We start from the raw sequence: 22763 nt of genomic DNA on the forward strand, positions 1-22763 counted from the left end.
CCCGCGCCGGCCTCGCTGGCAAGTGCTATACAAACAATAGCATTACATCGAGCGGCCGCCGCTGGGACCAGCATGACTTCCGGCACTGTCGCCCCCTGGGGGCATCGCTAAGATGCGGCGCGTGGCTCCGCTCGATCCCTCTTCCTCCTCCACTCCCCCGTCCTCGGCGGCGCAGGCCGGCATCGCGCCGCGCGGCCGTACCGCGATCCTGGTGGTCGACGACCACGACCTGCTGCGACTCGGCGTCTGCGCGCTGGTCCAGGCCCAGGCGACCTCCTCGGGCGCCGCGATCGAGGTCTACGAGGCCGGCAACGTCGCCGACGCGCTCAAGCTCTACGAGGCGCACCAGGACGCCATCGGCCTGGTGCTGCTCGACCTCGCGCTGCCCGACACCCATGGCCTGAGCGGCCTGGCCGAGTTCCGCCTGCGCTATCCCGAGGCCCGCATCGTGGTGCTCTCGGGCACCGGCAACAGCACCCTGGCGCAGGGCGTGCTGGCGCTGGGCGCGAGCGCCTTCCTGCCCAAGTCGGCCGACCTGAAGGAAGTGGTGAGCTTCATCCGCGCCTGCGGCCTGCTCGACCCCGATGCCGCCCAGTCGCCGCCGCCGGCCGTGCCGAAGGCGCTCACGGGCTATGCCGAGTTCGCCCATGCCAGCGCCTGGCAGGAACTCACGCCGCGCCAGATGCAGGTGCTGCAGTGGGTGCTCGAAGGCAAGGCCAACAAGGAGATCGCCCAGCTCGCCAACCTGAGCGAAGGCACGGTGAAGAATCACGTGTCGACCATCCTGCTGCTGTTCGGCATGCGCTCGCGGGCCCAGTTGATCAGCACCCTGCATTGAACGGCGCGCGGTGCTGAACGACCCGGCCGCCGACGTCGTTCTCGGCCAGCGCGTGCTGCGCGAACACGTCGCCTCGGTCTACGACACCTACAGCGCCTCGACGCTGACCCACCTGTGCTTCGTGGCGGTGTTCGGCGCCATCCTCTATGCGCAGCTGCACGACCCGCGGCTGCTGTTCTGGATGGCCGGCATGGTGCTGGCCGACGTCTACGTGTTCTTCACGCCGCGCTGGTACCCGGCGCGGCCGGCCGTCGAGAGCCCGTACTGGGCGCGCAAGATCTCGCGCCTGGTCACGCTGGTCAGCATGGTCACGGCCGTCGTGCCCTGGCTGGTCGTGCCGGCCGGCAACCTGCCGATGACCTCGCTGCTGATGGCGGTCATCGTCGGCAGCTGTGCGCGCGCCTCGCAGTCGCTGTGGCCGCTGAAGCCCGCGCTGTTCGGCTACACGCTGCCGATGTCGCTGGGCATGATCACCGCGCTGGCCTGGCAGGGCGACGGTCTGCACCTGTTCCTGGCCGCGGCCGGCGCGGCCTACCTGATGCTGACCCTGCACGCGGGCATTCGCCAGCACCGGCTCCTGACCGATTCGCTGATGCTGCGCTTCGAGAACGAGGCACTGGCCGCGCGCCTGGGCGAGCAGATCGCGGCCACCGAGCGGGCCAGCCTCGAGAAGACCCGCTTCCTCGGCACCGCCAGCCACGACCTGCGCCAGCCGCTGCATGCGATCGCGCTGTTCGGCGCGGCGCTCGAGAACGAACTGCGCAACCGTCCCGAGGGCCGCAACGCCGAGCGGCTGATGCGCGCGGTGAATGCGCTCGGCGCCTCGCTCGACACCATGCTCGACGTGTCGCGGCTCGATGCCGGCGTGGTCGTGCCCGAGGTGCAGGCGGTGCAGCTCGACGCGCTGTTCCTGCCGCTCAACCACACTTTCTCAGCGCGCGCCGAGCAGAAGTCGCTGCAGCTGCGCGTGCGCGCCAGCGGCCTGTGGGTGCGCAGCGATCCGCAGTTGCTGCACCGCATGCTGTCGAACCTGATGGACAACGCGCTCAAGTACACCGCCAGCGGCGGCGTGACGGTGATCGCGCGCGACCGCGGCGAGACGGTGTGGATCGAGGTGCGCGACACCGGCATCGGCATCGCGCCGGAGCAGTCGGGCCGGATCTTCGAGGAGTTCTACCAGGTCGACAACCCGGGCCGCGACCGCTCGCGCGGGCTGGGCATCGGGCTGTCGATCGTGCAGCGTCTCTCGCGCCTGCTCGGCCATCCGGTGCAGATGCATTCGCGCCTGGGCCGCGGCACGCACTTCCGGCTGGTGGTGCAGGCCGCGAACGCGCAGGCCGGCGCATTGGCCGGGCCCTTCTCGCCGCAAGCCGCGGCGACCGATGCCGGGGAGCAGCGCCACCGCGGCGCGGCGCGGCTGCCCGCGCGCGTGCTGCTGCTCGACGACGAGCAGGAGATCCGCGAGGCCATGACCGGCCTGCTGCGCTCGCACGCGGTCGAGGCGCGGGCCGTGGACGACGAGGCGGCGGCCGCGCGGGCGCTGGCACAGGCGCGCGGCGAGGGCCGTCCCTTCGAGCTGCTGCTGTGCGACTACCGGCTGGCCGATGGCGTCGACGGCCTCGACGTGGGATTGCGCCTGAGCCGCAACGGCGGGCGTGCCACGCCGCTGCTGCTGATCACCGGCGAGACCTCGCCCGACCGGCTGCAGCGCGTGCGCGAGTCGCGCGTGCCGGTGCTGTTCAAGCCGGTGGTGGCCGACCGGTTGCTCGAGGCGATGAGCGAGGCGGTGCGCGCCGGCTGAAGCGGCGGGCCTTCAGTTGCCCAGCAGCGCCTGCGCGAACTCGCGCGCGTCGAAGGTCTCGAGGTCCTCGAGCTTCTCGCCCACGCCGATGAAGTAGACCGGGATCGGCCGCTCGCGCGCGATCGCGCACAGCACGCCGCCCTTGGCCGTGCCGTCGAGCTTGGTCACGACCAGCCCGGTCAGGCCCAGCGTCTCGTCGAAGGCCTTGACCTGCGCCAGCGCGTTCTGGCCGGTGTTGCCGTCGATCACCAGCAGCACTTCATGCGGCGCGGTGGCGTCGGCCTTGGTGACCACGCGCTTGATCTTCTTGAGCTCGTCCATCAGGTGCAGCTGCGTCGGCAGCCGCCCGGCGGTGTCGACCAGCACCACGTCCTTGCCGCGCGCCTTGCCGGCGTTGACCGCGTCGAAGCTCACGGCGGAAGGGTCGCCACCTTCCTGGCTCACGATCTCCACCGTGTTGCGGTCGGCCCAGACCAGCAACTGCTCGCGCGCCGCGGCACGGAAGGTGTCGGCCGCGGCCAGCAGCACCGAGGCGCCTTCGTTGGCCAGGTGCTTGGTGAGCTTGCCGATGGAGGTGGTCTTGCCCGCGCCGTTCACGCCCGCGACCATGATCACGGTGGGCGTGTGGCGGCCGATCTCCAGCGGCTTCTCGAGCGGGCGCAGCAGGTCGGCGATGGCCTCGGCCAGCAGCCGCTTGACCTGCGACGCGTCGGTGGCCATCTGGCTCTTCACGCGGCGGCGCAGGTCGTCGAGCAGGTATTCGGTCGCCTTCACGCCGGCATCGGCCATCAGCAGCGCCGACTCGAGTTCTTCGTAGAGCGCGTCGTCGATCTGGGCATTGACGAACACCGCCTGGATGCCGGTGCCGGTCTTGCGCAGGCCGGTCTTGAGCTTGTCGAGCCAGCCTCGGCGCTCGGGCGCGGGCGGGGGGCGATCTCGAGCACCGGTGCGGGCACGGGCGCGGGGGCCGGCGCGAGGATCGGGAGGTCGACGGCGGGCGGTGCCGCGACGGGGGCCGGGGAGGGGGCCGGCGCCACGGGTTGCACCGGAGGCGCGGCCACCGGCGCCGGCGGTGCGGCGGGCGGTTCCACCGGTGCGGGAGGCGGCGTTTCCTTCGCCGCCGGTTTCGCGCCGAACCAGCTCGAGGGCGAGAACACCGAGCGCGAGGGCGCGCTCTCCGCGGCGGGGGCAGGTTCGGCCGGCGGGGTCGCTGGCGCCTGCGGGGCCGGTGCTTCGGGCGTTTCCGCGGGTGGTTTTTTCTTGAAGAAACTGAACATCGGGCGCTTTTTAGAATCGGAGCCATTCTATGAAACACCCCTCGCCACGCCGCGCTGCGTCTGGTGCGGTGCTGGCCCTGGCGTTCGTGGCGCCCTGGGGCCTGCCCGCGCAGGCGCAACAGCCATCGCCCCCAGCCACCGCCGCCACCGCTTCGGCTCCCGGTCCCCAGCAGTTCACCCTCTCCAACGGCATGACCCTGATCGTGCAGCCCGACCGGCGCTCGCCGACCGCGGTGCAGATGGTCTGGGTGCGCGTGGGCTCGATCGACGAGGTCGACGGCACCTCGGGCGTGGCCCATGCGCTCGAGCACATGATGTTCAAGGGCACGAAGTCGATCAAGCCCGGCGAGTTCTCGCGCCGCGTGGCGGCGCTGGGAGGGCAGGAGAACGCCTTCACCACGCGCGACTACACCGGTTACTACCAGCAGATCCCGGTCGGCAGCCTCGAGCAGGTGATGAAGCTCGAATCCGACCGCTTCGCCAACAACCAGTGGCCCGACGACGAGTTCAAGCGCGAGATCGAGGTGGTCAAGGAAGAGCGCCGCATGCGCACCGAGGACCAGCCGCGCGCCCTGCTCGGCGAGCAGCAGAGCGCGGCCGTCTTCACCGCCTCGCCCTATCACCGGCCGGTGGTGGGCTGGATGAGCGACCTCGACGCGATGACGCCCGAGGACGTGCGCGAGTTCCACCGCCGCTGGTACGTGCCCGCCAATGCCGCGATCGTGATCGCCGGCGATGTCGACGTCGACAAGGTGCGCGCGCTGGCCGAGAAGTACTACGGCGGCATTCCCGCGCGCGCGGTGCCGGTGCGCAAGCCGCGCATCGAGCCGCCGCAGCGCGGCATCCGCCGCATCGAGTTCAAGGCGCCGGCCGAGCAGGCCTACGTCTCGCTGGCCTTCCGCATCCCGCAGCTCGAGAGCATCGATGCCGAGAGCGACGCCTGGGCGCTCGAGGTGCTGTCGGCCGTGCTCGACGGCTACACCGGCGCGCGGCTCGACCGCGCGCTCACGCAGGGACCCGAGCGCGTGGCCGATTCGGCCGGTGCCTATTCGGGGCTGATCGGGCGCGGCCCGCAGCTGTTCGGCCTGGCGGGCGTGCCCGCGGCCGGCAAGACCGCCGCGCAGGTCGAGGCCGCGCTGCGCGCGCAGGTCGCGCGCATCGCCAGGGAAGGCGTGGGCGAGGCCGAGCTCGCGCGCGTCAAGACGCAGTGGGTGGCGAGCGAGACCTACAAGCGCGATTCGGTGATGGCGCAGGCGCGCGAACTCGGCAGCAACTGGGTGCAGGGCCTGCCGCTCGATGCCGACCCGCGCATGATCGCGAAGCTGCAGGCCGTGACCGCCGCGCAGGTGCAGGCGGTGGCCGCCAGGTACTTCGGCGACGACCAGCTCACCGTGGCCACCCTGGTTCCGCTGCCGCCCGATGCGCGGCCCCGTGCCCGCGGCTTCGCCGCTCCCGCGGGAGAACTGCGTTGAACGCCGCCGCATCGCTCGAAGGTTCGATCCCCATGTCCCTCTTCCTTTCCAAGCCGGCCGCCGCCGGCCGCCTGCTGCGTACCGGCGTGCTGGCCATGCTCGGCTTCGCCGGCCTGGCCGCGCAGGCCGCGCTGCCGATCGAACACTGGACGCTCGCCAACGGCGCCAAGATCTACCTGGTGTCCTCGCAGGCGCTGCCGATCGTCGACGTCGAGGTCGACTTCGATGCCGGCAGCCGGCGCGATCCCGCCGACCAGGCCGGCCTCGCGAGCGTGAGCTCGACCATGGTCGAGAAGGGCGTGCGCGCCGGCCGCAACGGCGAGCCCGCGCTCGACCAGAACGCGCTGGGCGAGGCCTGGGCCGATCTGGGCGCCGAGTTCGACGTCAGCGCCAGCAACGACCGCACCAGCTACACCTTGCGCAGCCTCGCCGACCCCCAGCTGCTCGACAAGGCGGTGGCGCTGGCCGCGCGCGTGATCGGCGAACCCACCTTCCCCGACGACATCTGGCAGCGCGAACGCGAGCGCCTTTCCGCCTCGATCCGCGAGGGCAACACCAAGCCCGCGACGGTCGCGGCGCGCGCTTTCGCGACCGCGGTCTACGGCGGCCATCCCTATGGCCAGCAGACCACCGAGGCCACGCTCGCGCGCATCGACACCGCGGCCATGCGCCAGCGCTACCAGCAACTGATCGTGCCGTGCCGCGCCAAGCTCAGCATCGTGGGCGCGGTGACGCGCGCGCAGGCCGAAGGCATCGCCAACGCGATGCTGTCGCGGCTGCCCGGCCCCGAGGCCTGCACGCCGCTGCCCGCGATCGCACCGGTGCCGGCGCTGGCCGCGTCGAAGGAGCTGCGCATTCCCTTCGAGTCGGCGCAGACCCATGTCTACATCGGCCAGCCCGGCTATCCGCGCAAGGACCCCGACCACTTCGCGCTCAACCTCGGCAACTACATCCTCGGCGGCGGCGGCTTCGTCTCGCGCCTGACCGACGAGGTGCGCGAGAAGCGCGGCCTGACCTACAGCGTCTACAGCGGCTTCGCGCCGGGGCTCGACGCGGGCGCGTTCCGCGTCGGCTTCCAGACCCGGCCCGACCAGGCGGCCGAGGCGGTGAAGGTGGCGCGCGAGGTGCTCGCGAAGTTCGTCGCCGAGGGGCCCACGCAGAACGAGCTCAAGGCCGCGAAGGACAACCTGATCGGCGGCTTCCCGCTCCTGCTCGACAGCAACCGCAAGCTGATCGGCAACGTCGCCAACATCGCCTGGAACGACCTGCCGCTCGATTACCTCGACACCTGGACCGCGCGCATGAATGCCGTGACCGCCGCCGACATCAAGGCCGCGTTCGCACGCAAGCTGCAGCCCGACCGCATGGTGACGGTGGTGGTGGGCAGCGACCCGCAGGCCAGGCCGCAGGGCAAGTAGGCCTCCTCAGGCCAGCGCGTGCGGCCCCGTGCGCGAGGCAGCGCGCACGCAATCGCCGAGCCGTGCGAGCAGCCGCGGCGCCGCGCGCGCCTGCTGCCAGTACAGCGGCACCGGCAGCCGCGAGCCCGGCACCAGCTCGACCAGCGAGCCGTCGCGCAAGGCCTGCGCCACCATGCTCAGCGGATGCATGCCCCAGCCCATGCCCGCGCGCGCGGCCTCGACGAAGGCCTGCGGCGAGGGCAGCCAGTGGCGCGGCGTCTCGACCTCGCGATGGCAGATGCGCCGCACCCAGCGCGCCTGCAGTGCGTCCTTGCGGTCGAACACCAGGCTCGGCGCCCGCGCCAGCGTGCGCGCGCCCACGCCCGTGGCGAAATGCGACTGCACGAAGGCCGGGCTGGCGGCCGCCACGTAGTGCATGGTGCCCAGCGCCTCGCTGTTGCAGCCGGCCACCGGCTGCGCGAGCGCGGTGACCGCCGCCAGCACCGCGCCGCTGCGCAGGCGCTCGGCCGTGTGGTCCTGGTCGTCGACCGTGAGGTCGAGCAGCGCGCCGTGCTGCTGCGAGAAGGCGGCCGCCGCGGCGATGAACCAGGTCGCGAGGCTGTCGGCATTGACCGCCACCCGCACCGTGACCCGTTCGCCGGCCTCGCCGGCGCCCAGCACCGGCAGCGCATCGCGCAGCTCGTGCTCGAGCATGCCCACGCGCTCGACATGCCGGCACAGCTGCAGCCCGGCCTCGGTCGCCACGCAGGGCTGGCCGCGCACCAGCAGCGCGCCGCCGATGCGTTCCTCGAGCAGCTTCACGCGCTGCGACACCGCCGAGGGCGTGACGTTGAGCGCGCGGGCCGCGCGCTCGAAGCTGCCTTCGCGCACCACGGTGGCCAGGGCGTTGAGGGCGGCGTAGTCGAGCATGGAAATGAAGCAAAACTGAATTGGCTTAAGGAAGTTTAGTTTGAGTTAATTCCGAGACGGCGGCAAGCTCGCACCATGTCTGCCGAACTCGTCACCACCGCCTTCCTCAACGGGCTCCTCATGAGCCTGGTGCTCATCGTCGCCATCGGCGCGCAGAACGCCTACGTGCTGCGCCAGGGCTTGCGCCGCGAGCACGTGAGCGCGGTCGTGCTGTTCTGCGCCGTGAGCGACGCGGTGCTGATCTCGGCCGGCGTGGCCGGCATGGCGCAGGCGCTGCAGGGCCGGCCGATGCTGGCCACCGCGCTCGCCGGCTTCGGCGCGCTGTTCCTCGCCGGCTACGGGCTGCGCGCGCTGTGGCGCTCGCGCGCGGCCGGTGCGCTGCGCACGGTCACGCAGGGCGGTTCGCTGTCGCGCACCGCGGTGCTGGCCCAGGCCGCGGGCTTCACGCTGCTGAATCCGCACGTCTACCTCGACACCGTGCTGCTCGTAGGCAGCACCGGCGCGCAGTACGCGGGCTCGCTCAAGGGATGGTTCGTGGCCGGCTCGGCGCTCGCGAGCGCGCTGTGGTTCTCGGCCCTCGGCTATGGCGCGCGGCTCCTGGCACCGGTGTTCGCGCGGCCGCGCGCCTGGCAGATGCTCGACGCGCTGATCGGCGGCACGATGCTGGTGCTGGCGGCGCTGCTCGCGCGGCGCGCCGTCGCGGGCTTCTGAGCCCCGGCGAGCGCGTTAAGCTCGCCGCATGCCCCGCAAGCCCGCCGCCGCGCCCTCGCGCACCCCAACGACTTCTTCCCCCGCGCGTCCGGCGCGCGCGCACGAGGTGCGCATCATCGGCGGCCAGTGGAAACGCACCCGCCTCGCCGTCGCCGACAAGCCCGGCCTGCGGCCCACGCCCGACCGCGTGCGCGTGACGCTGTTCAACTGGCTCGCGAGCCTGGCCGGCGCCGGTGGCGGCGAGTTGCCGGGCTGGCAGTGCCTCGATGCCTTCGCGGGCACCGGCGCGCTCGGCCTCGAGGCCGCGTCGCGCGGCGCGGCCGGCGTGCTGCTGTGCGAACAGGACGCCGCGCTGGTCGCGCAGATCCAGGCCGCCAAGACCAAGCTCTCCGCCGAGGCGGTGCGCGTGGAGCGCGGCAACGGCGTCACGGCGCTCGAGCGCGCGCCGGCCGCGAGCTTCGACGTGGTCTTCCTCGACCCGCCCTTCGACAGCACCACGCTCTACGAACCCGCACTGCGCGCCGCCGCGCGCGCGGTACGCGCGGGCGGTGCCATCTATCTCGAGGCACCGCGCCGCTGGAGCGACGAGGAAGCGGCCGCGCTCGGCCTCGTCGTGTTCCGTCACTTGAAGGCCGGCGCGGTGCATGCACACCTTTTGATGCATGCCGCACACGGCACTGCATAATCCGCCGACCCAAGCCGCATCGGCTGCATGAGGAGGTAGCAACCATGGCCAGCAACGTGATCGCGGTTTATCCCGGCACTTTCGACCCCATCACCCTCGGGCACGAGGACGTGGTGCGGCGTGCGACCCAACTGTTCTCGAAGGTGATCGTCGCCGTGGCGGCCGGTCACCACAAGAAGGCGCTCTTCACGCTGCAGGAACGCATCGAGATGGCGCGCGAAGCCGTCAAGCCCTACAGCGACCAGGTCTCGGTCGAGAGCTTCTCGGGCCTGCTGCGCGACTTCGTCGTGGCGCGCGGCGGCAAGGCCATGGTGCGTGGCCTGCGCGCCGTCACCGACTTCGACTACGAGTTCCAGCTCGCGGGCATGAACCGCTCGCTGATGCCCGACGTCGAGACCGTGTTCCTCACGCCCAGCGACAAGTACCAGTTCATTTCCAGCACCTTCGTGCGCGAGATCGCGATGCTCGGCGGCGAGGTGCACAAGTTCGTCTCGCCCAACGTCGAACAGCAGCTCGCGGCCAAGGTCCGAAGCCTCGGCAGAGAGTAGGCGCCGCCGATGAGCGGCGCCCCGGCGCCCCGTCTGCACCTGCTGGGCGACGCGGCGCTGCTGTGCGACCTGCCCGGTCCCGCCACGCTCGCGCAGCAGCAGAAGATCTGGGCGCTGGCGCGCGAGGCCGGCCGCTGGAGCGGCGTCGGCGAGGTGCTGCCGGGCATGAACAACCTCACGCTGACCTTCGATCCGACGTCGGTCGACCTCGAGGCGCTGAGCGCGCGCGTGCTCGAGGCCTGGCCGCGGCTCGAGGCCGGCGGCATCGAGGGCCGCGACATCGAGATTCCCGTCGCCTACGGCGGCGAGCACGGCCCGGACCTCGCGGACGTGGCGGCCCACACCGGTTTGTCGGCCGCCGAGGTGGTGCGCCGCCATGCCGCGGCCGAGTACGTGGTCTACCTGCTGGGCTTCCTGCCGGGCTTCGCTTTTCTCGGCGGACTTCCCACTGCACTCGCGACGCCGCGCCGCGCCGTGCCGCGCACGGCCGTGCCCGCGGGTTCGGTCGGCATCGGCGGCGAGCAGACCGGGATCTATCCGCTGCGCTCGCCGGGCGGCTGGCATCTGATCGGGCGCACCGAGGTCGCGCTCTTCGATCCGCTGGCCGCATCGCCGACCCTGCTGCGGCCCGGCGACTGCGTGCGCTTCGTTGTCGAAAGCCTGCAGCCATGACGCTCCTGATCGAGAAGCCCGGCCCGCTGGCGTCGGTGCAGGACCTCGGGCGCCACGGCCATCGCCAGCTCGGCATCTGCCCGGGCGGCGCGCTCGACACGCTGGCGCTGTCCATCGCCAACCGGCTGGTGGGCAACGCCACCGGCGCGGCCGGGCTCGAGCTGACCCTGGGCGGCAGCGTGCTGCGCTTCGAGACCGACACGCGCATCGCGCTGGTGGGCGACGACTTCGGCGCCACGCTCGACGGCCAGCCGCTGTGGCCGTGCTGGAGCGTGCCGGTCGCGGCCGGACAGACGCTGCGGCTCGCTGGCGCAAACGCGAGCGCCAACGCGGGCGGCGGCAAGGCCGGCCTGCGCAGCTGGCTCGCGGTGGCGGGCGGCATCGACGTGCCGCCGGTGCTCGGCTCGCGCAGCACCGATCTCAAGGCCGGTTTCGGCGGCCACGAAGGCCGCGCGCTGCGCAAGGGCGACCGGCTGCCATTGGGCGAGTCGGCGCTGGCCGAGGCGCAGCGCGCGCGGCGCGCCTTCGGGGTGCGCGGTCCCGAGTGGGAACGCGATGCCGCGGCCGATGGCGCCATCGCCCTGCGCGTGCTGCCTGGCCCCGAGTTCGAACAATTCACCGTCGCCTCGCGCGATCAGCTCTGGAGCGAGCGCTGGCGCATCACGCCGCAGAGCAACCGCATGGGCAGCCGGCTCGCGAGCGCCAACGGCGCCGAGCTGCGGCGCAAGCGTGCCACCGACATGCTGTCCTCGGGCGTGATCCCCGGCACGATCCAGGTGCCGCCCTCGGGCCAGCCGATCATCCTGATGGGCGACGCCCAGACCACTGGCGGCTATCCGCGCATCGGCGTGGTGATCCGCGCCGACCTCTGGAAGCTCGCGCAGGCGCCGCTCGACGGCAGCCTGCGGCTGGTGCCGGTCGATGCCGCCACCGCGCTCGAGGCCTGGGCCGCGCAGCAGCGCTACGTCGCGCAGGTGGCGCAAGGCCTCGCGGCGGCGGGCTGGCCGACCCCGGCATAGACTGCGGTCTTTCCATCCGCCGCATCGCTCCAGGAGTCCTCCCAATGCACATCGACCTCAACGCGGACCTCGGCGAAGGCGCCGGCAGCGACGAAGCGCTGCTCGGGCTCGTGAGCTCGGCCAACATCGCCTGCGGCTGGCATGCGGGCGACGCGAAGACCATGCACCAGTGCGTGCGCTGGGCCGTCGCGCAGGGTGTCTCGATCGGGGCGCATCCCAGCTTTCCCGACCGCGAGAACTTCGGCCGCAGCACCATGCACCTGCCGCCCGACGAGATCGTCTCCAACGTGCTCTACCAGGTCGGCGCGCTCGCGGCCATCGTCAAGGCCGAGGGCGGCCGGCTCGCGCACGTGAAGGCGCACGGCCAGCTCTACAACCAGGCGGTGAAGGAGCCCGAACTCGCCGATGCGCTGTGCGAGGCCGTGCGCCGCTTCGATCCCGCGTTGAAGTTCTTCGGCCTCGCGGGCAGCGGCATGATCGACGCCGCGCGCCGCGCCGGCCTCGTGCCGGTGGAGGAAGTGTTCGCCGACCGCGGCTACATGCCCGACGGCAGCCTGGTGCCGCGCAGCCAGCCCGGCGCGCTGATCGAGGACGACGCGCAGGCCATCGCCCAGACCCTGGCCTTCGTGCGCGAGCGCCACGTGAAGGCGATCGACGGCAGCATCGTGCCCGTCAATGCGCAGACCGTCTGCCTGCATGGCGACGGCGCGCATGCGCTGGCCTTCGCGCGCCGCATCCGCGAGCGGCTGCTGTCCGAAGGCATCGAGGTGCGCGCGGACTGAGGCGAGCGCTGCCTTCGCCGCTCAGGCGGGCAGCGCTTCCTCGCAGGCGGCCGCGCCAACCCAGCGCGGCCCGATCTCTTCGCAGTAGTCGGCCACCACGGTGCGCGTGAGCCGCGCCACCGCCTGGACCGCGGGCGCCGTGCCTTCGGCATGCGCGAGGCTGATCGCCATCGGCGGCAGCGCGGGGCCGTCGCGCACCTCGAGTTCGCCCGCGGCCAGTTCCTGGCGCACGAACACCGGCGGGATCGCGGCCACGCCGAAGCCGCCCTTGGTCAGCTGGATGATCGACTGCACCGACGGAAAGCTGCACACGCGCGGTTCCGCGGCGCGCCCGGCGAACAGCGCCTTCACGTGCGCGCGCGGGCCCGAGGTGCGCGAGAAGGTCAGGAGCGGCACCCGCTCGAGGTCTTCGAGCCGCAGGGTGCGCGCGTGCGGCAGCAGCGCCGGGCGCGCCACCCAGCGCATCGGGAAGCTGCACAGCGGCAGCAGCACCGACTCGCCGCTGCGCGCGAGCTCGGAGACGTCGTCGTTCTGGATCAGCAGGTCGAACTTGCGCTGCCGGAACTGCTCGCGCAGGTTGTGCGCCGTATCGACCGTGATGTCGGGCTCGACCGCGGGCAGCCGCTCGCTCAGCAGGTGGATCAGCGGCGTGAGCCAGGTGTGGACCACCGTCTCGATCACGCCGATGCGCACGCGCCCCGAGGGCGGCGCGTCGGGCTGCACCGAGCGCTTGAGCTGCTTCTCTAGCGCCAGGATCTGCTCGGCCTGCGCCACCACCTGCTCGCCGATGCGCGTGAGCCGCAGCGAGCGCTGCGAACGGTCGACCAGCTGCACGCCGAGCTCTTCCTCCAGCGCCTCGATGCGCTTGGACACCGCGGCCTGGGTGGCGCAGAGCATCTGCGCCGTCTCTCGGAAGCTCTTGAGCCGGTCGAGCATGACCAGGGTCTCGAGGAATCGGGTGTTCATCTTCTGCATCTCCCTGAATCGAGCATCGTTGAACTTTTGTTATCGGATTGTTTAACAAAAACTCGTTCGACGCAGTCAATCGATCATGTTTTCATCAAGTTGTCGCACACGTAAGCGGTGCAACCCGCCCCCGGCGGCGGCGGCGCTGGCTCCGGTCGATCGCTGCAGAAGTCGTGCCAGTGGGTTCACTTTTTGTTTTCATTGCTGTCAGACACAGGCAGGGAGAGATCGAATGAAGGGATCGAAAGCGAAGCGGCGCCTGCGGATCGGCGCCACCCTTGGCGCCTGCGCGCTGGCGGTCGCCGGCTGCGGCGGCGGAGGCGGGGGTGGGGGCGTCGACCCCGCCGTGCTGGCGGCGATGGCCGCCGCCGCGGGCGCGCAGCCGCCCGCTCCACCGGCACCGCCGCCGCCCGCGCCGCCACCGGCCGTGCGGGCCAAGTGCGCGATGGACAGCACCGTGGCGGCTTCCTACGAGGAGCAACGCCTGCCCAACAAGCTCTCGGCCAGCGACGCGCTGAGCTTCTCGCAGCAACTGCTGCAGGCCAGCGGATTCGACCGTTTCGGCCCCGAGTTCGCCGCGAAGCTCTGCAGCGACGGCCTCGCGGGCGCCTCGAGCTACGACGAGGCGGTGGCGCTGCTGCATGCCGAGGGGCAAAAGCTCTGGCAGGCGGCGCTCGATCGCGTGCAGGGCCGGTCGGTCCAGGGCACGCTGCCGAAGAGCGACGACCGCATGCTCTATTGGGCGCGGCTGACGATGACGCTCGCGCTGCGCCAGTGGAAGCCCGAGTTCGCGCTGACGGACGAGCAGCGCGCCGGGCTGCAGAAAGAGTTCGAGCGCGCCTCGCGCGGGCAGCTCTCGATCGATTTCCCCGAAGGGGCGGGCAGCAAGCGGATCCTGGTCAGCGGCTTCGATCCCTTCACGCTCGGCGCCGCCGGCCAGGACGGGGATCCCAGCATCCGCATCGGCAATCCCTCGGGCGCCACGATCCTGTCCCTCGACGGCAACACCGTGGCGCTGCCCGGCGGTGGCACGGCCGTGATCCGGACCTTCATCCTGCCGGTCAACTACGGCCCCTTCATCGACGGCATGCAGGAAGACGCGCTTGGACCGTGGTTCAAGCCCGGACCGAAGCGCGTCGACGCCTCGATCAGCATGAGCCAGGGCGGGGGTGCCTTCCACCTCGAGCACTACAACGGCCGCTACCACTTCGCGAACTTCCCGGGCAACGACAACCTGAATCCGCCCTGCGCCGACGGCGGCGGCTTCCCGGCCGCGCTCGACTGCGACATCTCGCCGCCCGAGCGCTGGCTCGGCTTCGCGGCCAAGCCCTGGCGCCGCGATGCGCCGCCGCAGTTCACCCAGGCGAGCCTGCCGTTCCAGCAGATGATCGATGCCAAGACCGGCGAGGGCGTCGTCAACCGCGAGACCGGCGCGACCGGCGGCTGGAGCGTGGTGCGCCGCGACAGCTACGACGTGAGGGCCTGCACCAAGGCCGCGAGCGACGCGAGCGGTGCCTACGACGCGGCGAAGGCCGCGCTCGACAAGGCGAGGGCCGTGGCCGACAAGGCGCTGGCCGACTACTTCGCCGGCCTCCAGATGCCGGGTACTGACCTGAAAGCCTTGCTGCAGGAGTACCAGGCCGCGAACGAGGCCTTCAACAAGCTGACGCCGCCCAGCCCGCTCGAAACGAATTGCGCCGACAACGGCGGCGGCGGAAACTACCTCTCCAACGCCAGCGCCTACCGCAACACCCTGATGCGCGACACCTTCGGCCTCGCCATTCCCGCTGGCCACATCCACACGCCCGTCATGACCAACTTCGGCGCCGGCAGCGACGGCAAGATCACCGATGCCACCTTCGAGGGCTACCGCGATTCGATCGTGGCCCAGGCCCGCAACCTCGTGTTCGCGGTGGCCAGGAGCCTCGTGTCGCCGCCCGCCCCCTGACGCTCACGGAACACTGCCATGACATCCAAGCTTCTTCCGCTCGCCCTGGCCCTGCTGTTCGCGGGCGGCCCGGTCCTCGCGCAGCCCAGCGGCGGCTTCCATCTCTACCGCAGCACGGTCAGCGGCAAGCAGGTCTGCTCGCAGAACCCGATCAGCCCCGACTGGGTGAAGCAGGCCGGCCCCTACCAGGACCCGGCGTGCAAGGTCGAGCAGAAGCCGGCACCGGCGCGCACCGACCTGCCGGCCAGCCCGCTCGACCTGGCGCCCAAGCCGCAGCGCTAGCAGGACACGGCGCGCGTGCCTGCGGTACCCTTCGCGGTCCCGTCCCGCGCGTCGCCGCCATGCCATCGCCGAAAAAACCGCCGCCTTCGTCCGTGCTGCTGACCGGCTTCGAGCCCTTCGGCGGCGAGGCCATCAATCCTTCATGGGAAGCGGTGCGCGCGCTCGACGGCTGGACGCACGCCGGCGCGCTGGTGCATGCGCGCCAGATGCCCTGCGTCTTCGGCGCGGCCATCGAGTCGCTGGCCGAGGCAATGGACGAACTCGAGCCGCGGCTGGTGCTGTGCATCGGCCAGGCCGGCGGCCGCGCCGAGGTCACGCCCGAGCGCGTGGCGATCAACATCGACGACGGCCGCATCGCCGACAACGCCGGGCAGCAGCCGGTCGACGTGCCGGTGGTGCCCGAGGGCCCCACGGCCTATTTCTCGACGCTGCCGATCAAGGCCATCGTGCGCGACCTGCGCGCCGCGGGCGTGCCGGCCTCGGTGTCGAACACGGCCGGCACCTTCGTGTGCAACCACCTCTTCTATGGGCTGATGCACGAGCTCGCACGCCGCGCGAAGCCGGGCGTGCGCGGCGGCTTCATCCACATCCCCTACCTGCCCGAGCAGGCGGCGAACTTTCCGGGCGCGCCGAGCATGGCGCTCGCGACCTTGGTCGAAGCGCTGCGCATCGCGGTGCGCACCGCGCTCGAGGTCGAGCGCGACATCGCCGAGACCGGCGGCCAGCTGCACTGACCCCGGCGTTCAGGCGGCGAAGAGTTTCGCCAGCCAGCCGTTGAGCGCGTCGTTGACCAGGGCCGGCTTCTCCATCGTCAGCATGTGGCCGCACTGCGGCACCCAGACCACTTCCGCCTGCGGCAGCAGCGCCGCCAGTTCGCGCGTGCATTCCGGCGGCGCGAGGCGGTCGTCGTCGCCGCACATCAGCAGCACGGGCGCGCGCAGCGACCCGAGGTGCGTGCGCGCATCGGGCCGGGCCATCACGGCGCGGTTCTGGCGCGTGAGCTGCTCGGCGCCGGCGCCCAGCACCATGTCGAGGTAGCGCTGCACCAGCACCGGGTCGGCCGCCTGGGCCGGGTGGAAGGCGAAGAACACGTTGGGCTCGATCACCTCGCGCAGTTCGCCGCGCGCGAAGTACTCGATCGCGCCTTCGCGCAGCGCGCGCATGTCGGGCGTCTCGGGCCGCGCGCTCGTGCCCAGCAGCGCCAGGCCCGCGATGCGCCCGGGCGCCTGGCGCGCGGCCTCCATCGCGACCATGCCGCCCATCGAGGCGCCGCACAGCACCAGCGGGCCGGGGTTCTCGGCCAGCACGGCCGCGGCCATGCCTTCGATGGTGGCGTGGCGCAGCTGGACGTCGCTCACGCGCGGCGAGAGCGAGGAGGGGAGGGCGGGGAGCTGGGCGTCCCACAGGCGTGCATCGCACGCGAGGCCGGGAAGAAGTACGAGGGTGGCAGGCATGCCGCGATTCTGCGCGAGGACCCGATGTCGGCGCATCGACATAGGCTTCCTGGCCAGCAGCCAGACGCGCCGCGGCTCGACATACTCGCGCCGCCACCCCTTCTCCTTTTCCTTTCGACTGCCATGAACCTGGTTCAACGCGTGCAGGACATCCTGCTCAAGCCCAAGGCCACCTGGCCGGTGATCGACGCCGAGCCCGAGGACGCCGCCTCGCTCTACAAGAACTACCTGATGATCCTCGCGCTGATCCCGGCCGTGGCCGGCTTCATCGGCCTGTCGGTGATCGGCATGGGCGCCTTCGGCGTCAGCTTCCGCGTGCCGCTGCTCGCGGGGCTGGTCAACATGGTGGTGGGCTACGTGCTGTCGCTCGTGGTGGTGTTCGTGGTCGGCCTCATCGTCGATGCGCTCGCGCCCACCTTCGACGGCGTGCAGAGCCCGGTCGCCGCGCTCAAGCTCGCGGTCTATGCCTCCACCGCCTCGCTGGTCGGCGGCGTCTTCAGCCTGCTGCCCTCGCTGTCGGTGCTGGGCGCGCTGTGCGGCCTCTACGGCATCTACCTGATCTACCTCGGCCTGCCGGTGCTGATGAAGTGCCCGGCCGACCGCGCGCTGCCCTACACCGCGGTGGTGGTGGTCTGCGCGATCGTCGGCGGCTTCACGATCGCCTGGGTGCTCTCGCTGCTCACGCCCTCGCCGGCGCTGCGACTGGGTGCACTGCCGCTGGCCTTGGCCTGAAAGCGCACCCTGCGCGGGTGCCGGTGGTGGGACAATGGCGGTCGATGCCCACGCCCAAACCCGACACCACCACCGACATCATCCTCATCCGCCACGGCGAGACCGCCTGGAACCGCGAGCTGCGCTTCCAGGGCCACGCCGACGTGCCGCTCAACGACATGGGCCACGAGCAGGCGCGCCGCATCGGGCTGCGGCTGGCGCAGGAAACCGCGGTGCGGCACGTGATCAGCAGCGACCTGCTGCGCGCGCAGCAGACGGCGGCGCCGGGCGCCTCGCAGCTTTCGCTGCCGATCGCCACCACGGCCTCGCTGCGCGAGCAGTTCTTCGGCATCGCCGAGGGCATGCGTTCCGAGGAGATCCAGTCCCTGCATCCGCGCGCCTGGGAAGAGTGGCTGGAGTTCCGCGAGGACCACGCCATGCCCGAGGGCGAGACGCCGCGCGAGTTCCATGCGCGCATCGTCGCGGCGCTCGGCACCATCGCCGGCGCGCACCGCGGGCAGCACCTGATCGTGGTCACGCACGGCGGCGTGCTCGACATGGTGTGGCGCACCGCGCACGGCCTGAGCCTCAGCGGCCCGCGCCGCAGCGAGATTCCCAACGCGGGCTTCAACCGCATCCGCATCGCCGATCCCGCGGCGCCCGAGGCGATCGAGATCGTCGAGTGGGCCGACACGCGGCACCTGGCCGACCTGCCGCCGCAGCCGACCTACGACCAGACGCGGCACCTGCAGCGCAAGGACTGAAACGGCTCAGCCGCAACTGCCCGCCTTCGGCGTGCGCAGCAGCGGCCGGCCCGCGCCGACGCCCGTCGGCTGGCCCTGGTCCACCGCGAGCTGGCCGTTCACCAGCACCGTGCGCACGCCCTCCGACAGCAGCGTCGGCTGCGTGTAGGTGGCACGCGCGGCGAAGCGCGCGGGATCGAACACCACCACGTCGGCGTAGTAGCCGGGCCGCAGGTGGCCGCGTTGCACCAGCCCCAGCGTGTCGGCCGTGAGCGAGGAACTGCTGCGGACGAACTGCGCGAGCGAGATCGCGTGTTCCTTCACCACGTACTGCTCGTACTTGCGCGCGAAGGTGCCGTAGGCGCGCGGATGGCCCTGCGAGGAATCCGACGAGGTCATGACCCAGGGCCGCTTCATGAAGGCGCGCACGTCGTCGTCGCTCTGGTTGAACGAGGCGATCATCAGGTCGCCGTCGCGCAGCACCGCGATGGCGGCGTCGACCGGGTCGGCGTTCGTGTCCTTCGCGACCTGCGCCAGCGTCTTGCCCACGTACTTCGTGCTGCCGGCCGAGAACAGGATCGCGTCGGGCCCGCCGCGCAGCCGAAGGTTCTCGCGCATGCCGCCGCGCAGCCGCTCCTGCACCGCGGCATCGTCGAAGCGCTGCAGCAGCGCGGCGCGGCCGCCATCGATGGCCCAGGGCGGGATCAGCGCGGCCGAGAAGCGCGTGCTCGAGGCGGTCCACGGGTAGTGGTCGGCCGTGATGTCCAGGCCTTTCGCGCGCTCGCGTTCGATGCGCTCGATGATGTCGCCGCTCTGGCCCTGCACGTCGACGCCGAGCGCCTTGATGTGCGCCACGTGCACCGGCAGCTTGGCCTCGTGGCCGATGCGGATCACCTCGTCGATCGAGCCCTTGAGCCCGATGTTGTACATGGACTCGTCGCGGATGTGGCTGTCGTAGAGCCCGCCGTGGCGCGCCGCCACCTTCGCGAGCGCGATCACCTCCTCGGTCTTCGAGAAGTTCTGCGGCGGATAGAAGAGCCCGGTCGACAGGCCCAGCGCGCCCTCGCACATGGCCTGGCTCACGTGGCGGCCCATGGCCTCGAGCTGCTCGGGCGTGGGCTGGCGGTTGGCCTCGCCGAGCTGGCTGGTGCGCACCGGCCCGAAGCCGACGTACATCGCGACGTTGGTGCCCACCGGCACGGCGCGCAGCCGCTGCGCCTGGGCGGCGATGTCCCAGCCGCCGAAGCCGTCGTTGCCGATCACGGCGGTGGTCACGCCCTGGGTCAGGAACGGGATGTTGAGGCGCTTGCGCGCATCGTTCGAATGCAGGTCGGTGTCGGCATGCGTGTGGGCGTCGATGAAGCCCGGCGCCACCACCATGCCGGTGGCGTCGATGGTGCGCTTCGCCTTGAACTGCTCGGGCATCGCGCGGCCCGCGAACACGATGCGGTCGCCCGCGATGCCGACGTCGCCGACCACGGGCCGGTCATCGTCGCCGGTGTAGACGGTGCCGCCGCGCAGCAGCAGGTCGAGCTCGATCGGGGCGTCGGCCGGCTGGGCGTGGAGCGAGGGTGCGAGGAAGGCGAGCGCGGCCAGGGCGATGAGGGAGGTCTTCATGGGGCGATGTGGGCACGGGTGGAAACGCCAGCCAGTGTGGAGTCGCCCCGCGCATGCCGCCAATTCCTTTTGCGGCACGCCCCATGTCCTGAACTTATGAGCGCGCGGCGATCTCCGGCAGGCCCAGTTGGCGGTAGACCTCGGCCGCCTGCCGGCGCAGCCGCAGCGATTCGGGCTGGCCGTTGAGCTGCTGCTGCAGGATGCCCTGCGCGCCGGTCAGCGTGGCCTCGGTGCCGCTGCGCACCAGCGCGTCGAGGTAGACCTGCTCGAACAGGTCGCGCTGCGCATGGCTGCCGCCGATCTCGATCATGCGCGGCAGCGCGGTGCCGAGGCCGTCGATCGCCGCGGCCAGGTCGCCGCGCGCATGGGCGCGCAGGCCGTGCGCGGCCGGCACGCACACGCGCTGCCAAGCCGCGCGCGTCGAGGCCGGCGCATGCGGCGCGAAGGCCTCGATGTTGGCCAGCAGCGTGTCGGCCTCGGGCCGGCCCGCGCGCGCCAGGCCGTAGAGGTACTGCAGGTCGAGGAAGGGCAGCACATGGTCGGCCTGGCGCTGCAGCAGGTGCGTCGCCACGTCGTCCCAGCGATCGCCGACGTCGACGCCCGCGAGCTCGAGCCGCGCGAGCAGTGAGACGGCGCCGATCTGGTCCTGCGAATACTCCTTGACCACGCCCCAGGCGTGGCGGTCGTGGACCGCGAGCGCCTCGTCGCCGCGGCCCAGGTCGATGAGGAACAGCGCCACATGCCACCAGTTGTGCGTGACCATGAAGGAGTTGAGGCCGACCCAGGTGTCGCTCACGCTCTCCATGAAGGCCAGGCCTTCGGCGAGCCGGCCCTCGGTGAGCATCACGTGCGCGAGCGCATGGTGGGCCCAGGGCTCCTTGCGGCACAGGGCGATCGCATGGCGCGCGCTGGCCTCGGCCTCGCGCATCAGGTGGCACTGCTCGTAGCCGAAGGCGGCCATGCCGTGCACGTAGGGCACCTCGGCCGCATGCGGCAGCACGGCGAGCGCGAGCCGCAGCATGCCGGGGCAGTCGCCGGTGTTGAAGCAGTGGTACTGGCCGAGCTTGAGCGACACCAGGTCGCGCGGATGCTCGCGCGCCTGTTCGCCATGCAGCGCGATGGCGCGCGCGATGTCGCCGTCGGCCCAGGCCTCGATGGCGGCGATGTAGCGCTGCTCGCGCGGTGTGGCGCGCGCGGCCTGCTCGCGCGCCCTGGCGAGGAAGGGACGCGCATTGGCCACGGCCTCGCGCGATTCGGCGAACAGGTGCAGCGTGGCGCCGTAGGCCTGCACGATGGGGCTCGCGTCGTGTTCGGTGGCGGCGAGCAGGTTGACGGCGCGGGCCTCGCTCGAGATGAAGCCCATGACGAAATCGTCGACCAGCGGCAGGCTGGTGGCGTGGTCGAGGGTGAGGGGATTGCCGAGGCTGTCGGCGTGGCGGACGGTGTTCGACGTGGGGCTGGCGGAAGGCATGGCGCATCGTGCCATGCCCCCGCGGCGGCTTCAACGCGCCGTCTTCAGACGCCGGCCTGCTGGTGCCGGTACTCCTGGGTCTTGCCGCCGTAGCCGTAGGCCGCGCCGCGCGCGTCGATCACGTGGATGTACGAGACCTCGTGCAGGTTCGGCCGCAGCCTGGCCATGGCCGCATGGACCTCGCGCAGGTAGCGCGCCTTCTCGGCCTTGGTGTTGGTCTCGTCGGTGATGCTGATGTCGAGGTGGAAGGCCGACTTCCCGAGCGCGGCCAGCGACTGGCCGCCGATGAACCAGGTCTCGGCGGCGATGTACTGCACGGTGATGGCGATCACCGGCAACTGCTTGCCGAGCACGCTCTGGGTGAGCTCGGCGACGGCGTCGACGGTCTGGCGCGTGAGGTCGGCATCGGGTTGGCCGGAGAGGTGGACGACGATGTGGGGCATGGCGGACTCCTTGGAAGGTTTGGGTGGTCGATGGGGTGATTGTGGGCAGCGCCTCGTCATCGGAAAAGCGGGAAGATATGATGAAAACCATCGGAATATCGGATGGGTGAGCCATGCAGGGATTCGATCTGGAACAGCTGCGAACGCTGGTGGCGGTGGTCGACGCGGGCAGCCTCACGGCCGCGGCACCGCGGGTCTTCCTCTCGCAGTCCTCGGTCAGCGAGCAGATGCGCAAGCTCGAGGAGCGCGCGGGCCAGTCGCTGCTCACGCGCAGCAAGGCCGGGGTGTCGCCGACCGAGGCCGGCGCGCGGCTGCTGGTGCATGCGCGGCGCATTCTGGCGCTCAGCGACGAGGCCTTCCGCGACCTGCATGGCGAGACGCTGGCGGGCGAGCTGCGGCTCGCGGTCACCGACTACTTCCGCCCGGGCGACCTGACGCAATTGCTGTCGCGGCTCGCGCAGGGCCATCCGCGCGTGCGGCTGCACGTGAGCATCCTCAAGAGCGACGAGCTGCGCGCGGCCTATGCGCGCGGCGATTTCGACGTGGCGCTGGCGATGCACATCGCGGGCGTGTCGACGCCGCCGCCGGGCAGTCCGGCGGTGCTGCGGCGCGAATCGCTGGCCTGGCTGGGCGCGGCCGGCATGCGGGTGGTGCGCGGCGAGCCGGTGCGGCTGCTGGTGCTGCCCGACACCTGCTCGCTGCACCAGTTCACGGTGGCGTTGCTGCGGCGCCGGCATGTGCCCTACGTGCTCGCGCACGTGGCCTCGGGCGTGGCGGGGCTGCAATCGGCATTGGCGGCGGGGCTCGGGGTGGCCTGTCTCAACGAGTCGGCGATCGGCGAGGGGGTGGCGCGGCTGGCGGCGCCGCATGGATTGCCGGCTTTGCCGCGCGTGGCCTTCCAGTTCCTGCCGGGGCGCAGGGGGGAGACGGAATTCGTGGCGCGGGTGCGGGAGATGCTGGCTGTGCAGCTGGGGTGAGTTCCTTGCTGGCGCCCCG

The 22763-nt window shown here is 71.6% G+C and carries 22 protein-coding genes and 1 pseudogene; 16 read left to right on the forward strand and 7 right to left on the reverse strand.

Annotation, left to right across the window (positions count from 1 at the left end):
- Nucleotides 1–112: 112 nt before the first annotated feature.
- Together ACEN9J_RS25585 and ACEN9J_RS25590 are read left to right on the forward strand one after the other, a co-directional pair.
- Complete coding sequence (locus tag ACEN9J_RS25585; protein ID WP_057597537.1) at nucleotides 113–838, forward strand: response regulator transcription factor; 726 nt, start codon at nucleotides 113–115, stop codon at nucleotides 836–838.
- Between the two features lie 10 nt (nucleotides 839–848).
- The gene (locus ACEN9J_RS25590) at nucleotides 849–2639 is read left to right on the forward strand and encodes an ATP-binding protein (RefSeq protein ID WP_413762397.1); all 1791 of its coding nucleotides are present in this window, start codon (nucleotides 849–851) and stop codon (nucleotides 2637–2639) included.
- Nucleotides 2640–2651: 12 nt separating this feature from the next.
- Here the strand turns inward: ACEN9J_RS25590 and ftsY are convergent.
- Nucleotides 2652–3916, reverse strand: a pseudogene (ftsY, locus tag ACEN9J_RS25595) (signal recognition particle-docking protein FtsY).
- A gap of 29 nt (nucleotides 3917–3945) precedes the next feature.
- On the opposite strand from ftsY, the gene ACEN9J_RS25600 reads away from it, so the two are divergent.
- Nucleotides 3946–5388, forward strand: a complete 1443-nt coding sequence (locus tag ACEN9J_RS25600; protein ID WP_057596075.1) for a M16 family metallopeptidase — start codon at nucleotides 3946–3948, stop codon at nucleotides 5386–5388.
- 95 nt (nucleotides 5389–5483) lie between these two features.
- On the forward strand, nucleotides 5484–6806 hold the full coding sequence (locus tag ACEN9J_RS25605) for a M16 family metallopeptidase (protein ID WP_413764616.1): 1323 nt from the start codon (nucleotides 5484–5486) through the stop codon (nucleotides 6804–6806).
- Nucleotides 6807–6812: 6 nt separating this feature from the next.
- Here the strand turns inward: ACEN9J_RS25605 and ACEN9J_RS25610 are convergent, their stop codons facing one another.
- Nucleotides 6813–7715, reverse strand: coding sequence for a LysR family transcriptional regulator ArgP (locus tag ACEN9J_RS25610; protein WP_413762398.1), 903 nt, complete (start codon nucleotides 7713–7715; stop codon nucleotides 6813–6815).
- A gap of 75 nt (nucleotides 7716–7790) precedes the next feature.
- On the opposite strand from ACEN9J_RS25610, the gene ACEN9J_RS25615 reads away from it, so the two are divergent.
- From ACEN9J_RS25615 to pxpA, 6 genes are read left to right on the forward strand one after another with little or no spacing between them, the layout of a single operon-like run.
- Entirely contained in the window at nucleotides 7791–8426 is a 636-nt protein-coding gene (locus ACEN9J_RS25615) for a LysE/ArgO family amino acid transporter (RefSeq protein ID WP_413762399.1), read from the forward strand.
- A gap of 28 nt (nucleotides 8427–8454) precedes the next feature.
- Nucleotides 8455–9111, forward strand: coding sequence for an RsmD family RNA methyltransferase (locus ACEN9J_RS25620; protein ID WP_413762400.1), 657 nt, complete (start codon nucleotides 8455–8457; stop codon nucleotides 9109–9111).
- A 44-nt stretch (nucleotides 9112–9155) separates the two neighbouring features.
- On the forward strand, nucleotides 9156–9659 hold the full coding sequence (gene coaD / locus ACEN9J_RS25625) for a pantetheine-phosphate adenylyltransferase (RefSeq protein WP_057596071.1): 504 nt from the start codon (nucleotides 9156–9158) through the stop codon (nucleotides 9657–9659).
- A 9-nt stretch (nucleotides 9660–9668) separates the two neighbouring features.
- Nucleotides 9669–10331 (forward strand): 5-oxoprolinase subunit PxpB, encoded by a 663-nt coding sequence (gene pxpB, locus ACEN9J_RS25630; protein ID WP_413762401.1) that lies wholly within the window; start codon nucleotides 9669–9671, stop codon nucleotides 10329–10331.
- Nucleotides 10328–11350: a biotin-dependent carboxyltransferase family protein gene (locus ACEN9J_RS25635; RefSeq protein WP_261213514.1), complete on the forward strand. Its 1023-nt coding sequence runs from the start codon at nucleotides 10328–10330 to the stop codon at nucleotides 11348–11350. The genes pxpB and ACEN9J_RS25635 overlap by 4 nt, the downstream gene beginning before the upstream one ends.
- 44 nt (nucleotides 11351–11394) lie before the next feature.
- Nucleotides 11395–12132, forward strand: a complete 738-nt coding sequence (gene pxpA, locus ACEN9J_RS25640) for a 5-oxoprolinase subunit PxpA (RefSeq protein ID WP_261213516.1) — start codon at nucleotides 11395–11397, stop codon at nucleotides 12130–12132.
- 21 nt (nucleotides 12133–12153) lie between these two features.
- On the opposite strand, the gene ACEN9J_RS25645 is transcribed toward pxpA, so the two are convergent.
- Nucleotides 12154–13098, reverse strand: coding sequence for a LysR family transcriptional regulator (locus ACEN9J_RS25645; RefSeq protein WP_057596078.1), 945 nt, complete (start codon nucleotides 13096–13098; stop codon nucleotides 12154–12156).
- A 232-nt stretch (nucleotides 13099–13330) separates the two neighbouring features.
- On the opposite strand from ACEN9J_RS25645, the gene ACEN9J_RS25650 reads away from it, so the two are divergent.
- Genes ACEN9J_RS25650 through pcp form a run of 3 tightly spaced genes read left to right on the forward strand, consistent with a single transcriptional unit; the run spans nucleotide 13331 to nucleotide 16062 of the window.
- Nucleotides 13331–15046: a hypothetical protein gene (locus tag ACEN9J_RS25650; RefSeq protein ID WP_261213519.1), complete on the forward strand. Its 1716-nt coding sequence runs from the start codon at nucleotides 13331–13333 to the stop codon at nucleotides 15044–15046.
- 18 nt (nucleotides 15047–15064) lie between these two features.
- Entirely contained in the window at nucleotides 15065–15328 is a 264-nt protein-coding gene (locus ACEN9J_RS25655; RefSeq protein WP_261213520.1) for a hypothetical protein, read from the forward strand.
- 59 nt (nucleotides 15329–15387) lie between these two features.
- Nucleotides 15388–16062, forward strand: coding sequence for a pyroglutamyl-peptidase I (pcp, locus tag ACEN9J_RS25660; RefSeq protein ID WP_413762402.1), 675 nt, complete (start codon nucleotides 15388–15390; stop codon nucleotides 16060–16062).
- A gap of 9 nt (nucleotides 16063–16071) precedes the next feature.
- Here the strand turns inward: pcp and ACEN9J_RS25665 are convergent, their stop codons facing one another.
- The gene (locus ACEN9J_RS25665; protein WP_261213524.1) at nucleotides 16072–16782 is read right to left on the reverse strand and encodes an alpha/beta fold hydrolase; all 711 of its coding nucleotides are present in this window, start codon (nucleotides 16780–16782) and stop codon (nucleotides 16072–16074) included.
- Nucleotides 16783–16905: 123 nt separating this feature from the next.
- On the opposite strand from ACEN9J_RS25665, the gene ACEN9J_RS25670 reads away from it, so the two are divergent.
- Entirely contained in the window at nucleotides 16906–17514 is a 609-nt protein-coding gene (locus tag ACEN9J_RS25670) for a Yip1 family protein (protein ID WP_413762403.1), read from the forward strand.
- Between the two features lie 44 nt (nucleotides 17515–17558).
- Complete coding sequence (locus ACEN9J_RS25675) at nucleotides 17559–18257, forward strand: histidine phosphatase family protein (protein ID WP_057596064.1); 699 nt, start codon at nucleotides 17559–17561, stop codon at nucleotides 18255–18257.
- Between the two features lie 6 nt (nucleotides 18258–18263).
- On the opposite strand, the gene ACEN9J_RS25680 is transcribed toward ACEN9J_RS25675, so the two are convergent.
- The 3 genes from ACEN9J_RS25680 to ACEN9J_RS25690 form a co-directional block, all read right to left on the reverse strand.
- A complete protein-coding gene (locus tag ACEN9J_RS25680; RefSeq protein WP_413762404.1) occupies nucleotides 18264–19853 on the reverse strand; it encodes an N-acyl-D-amino-acid deacylase family protein in 1590 nt (529 codons plus the stop codon).
- 94 nt (nucleotides 19854–19947) lie between these two features.
- Nucleotides 19948–21324 carry a tetratricopeptide repeat protein gene (locus ACEN9J_RS25685; RefSeq protein WP_413762405.1) on the reverse strand — a complete coding sequence of 459 codons (1377 nt, stop codon included), beginning with the start codon at nucleotides 21322–21324 and terminating at the stop codon, nucleotides 19948–19950.
- Nucleotides 21325–21368: 44 nt separating this feature from the next.
- Entirely contained in the window at nucleotides 21369–21767 is a 399-nt protein-coding gene (locus ACEN9J_RS25690) for a tautomerase family protein (RefSeq protein ID WP_208509943.1), read from the reverse strand.
- 113 nt (nucleotides 21768–21880) lie between these two features.
- Here ACEN9J_RS25690 and ACEN9J_RS25695 point away from each other — a divergent pair, with 113 nt between their 5' ends.
- Nucleotides 21881–22744 (forward strand): LysR family transcriptional regulator, encoded by an 864-nt coding sequence (locus ACEN9J_RS25695; RefSeq protein ID WP_261213534.1) that lies wholly within the window; start codon nucleotides 21881–21883, stop codon nucleotides 22742–22744.
- The last annotated feature ends 19 nt before the right edge of the window (nucleotides 22745–22763 follow it).

This window comes from Variovorax sp. Varisp41, from assembly GCF_047325085.1.
Classification (GTDB): Bacteria; Pseudomonadota; Gammaproteobacteria; order Burkholderiales; family Burkholderiaceae_C; genus Variovorax.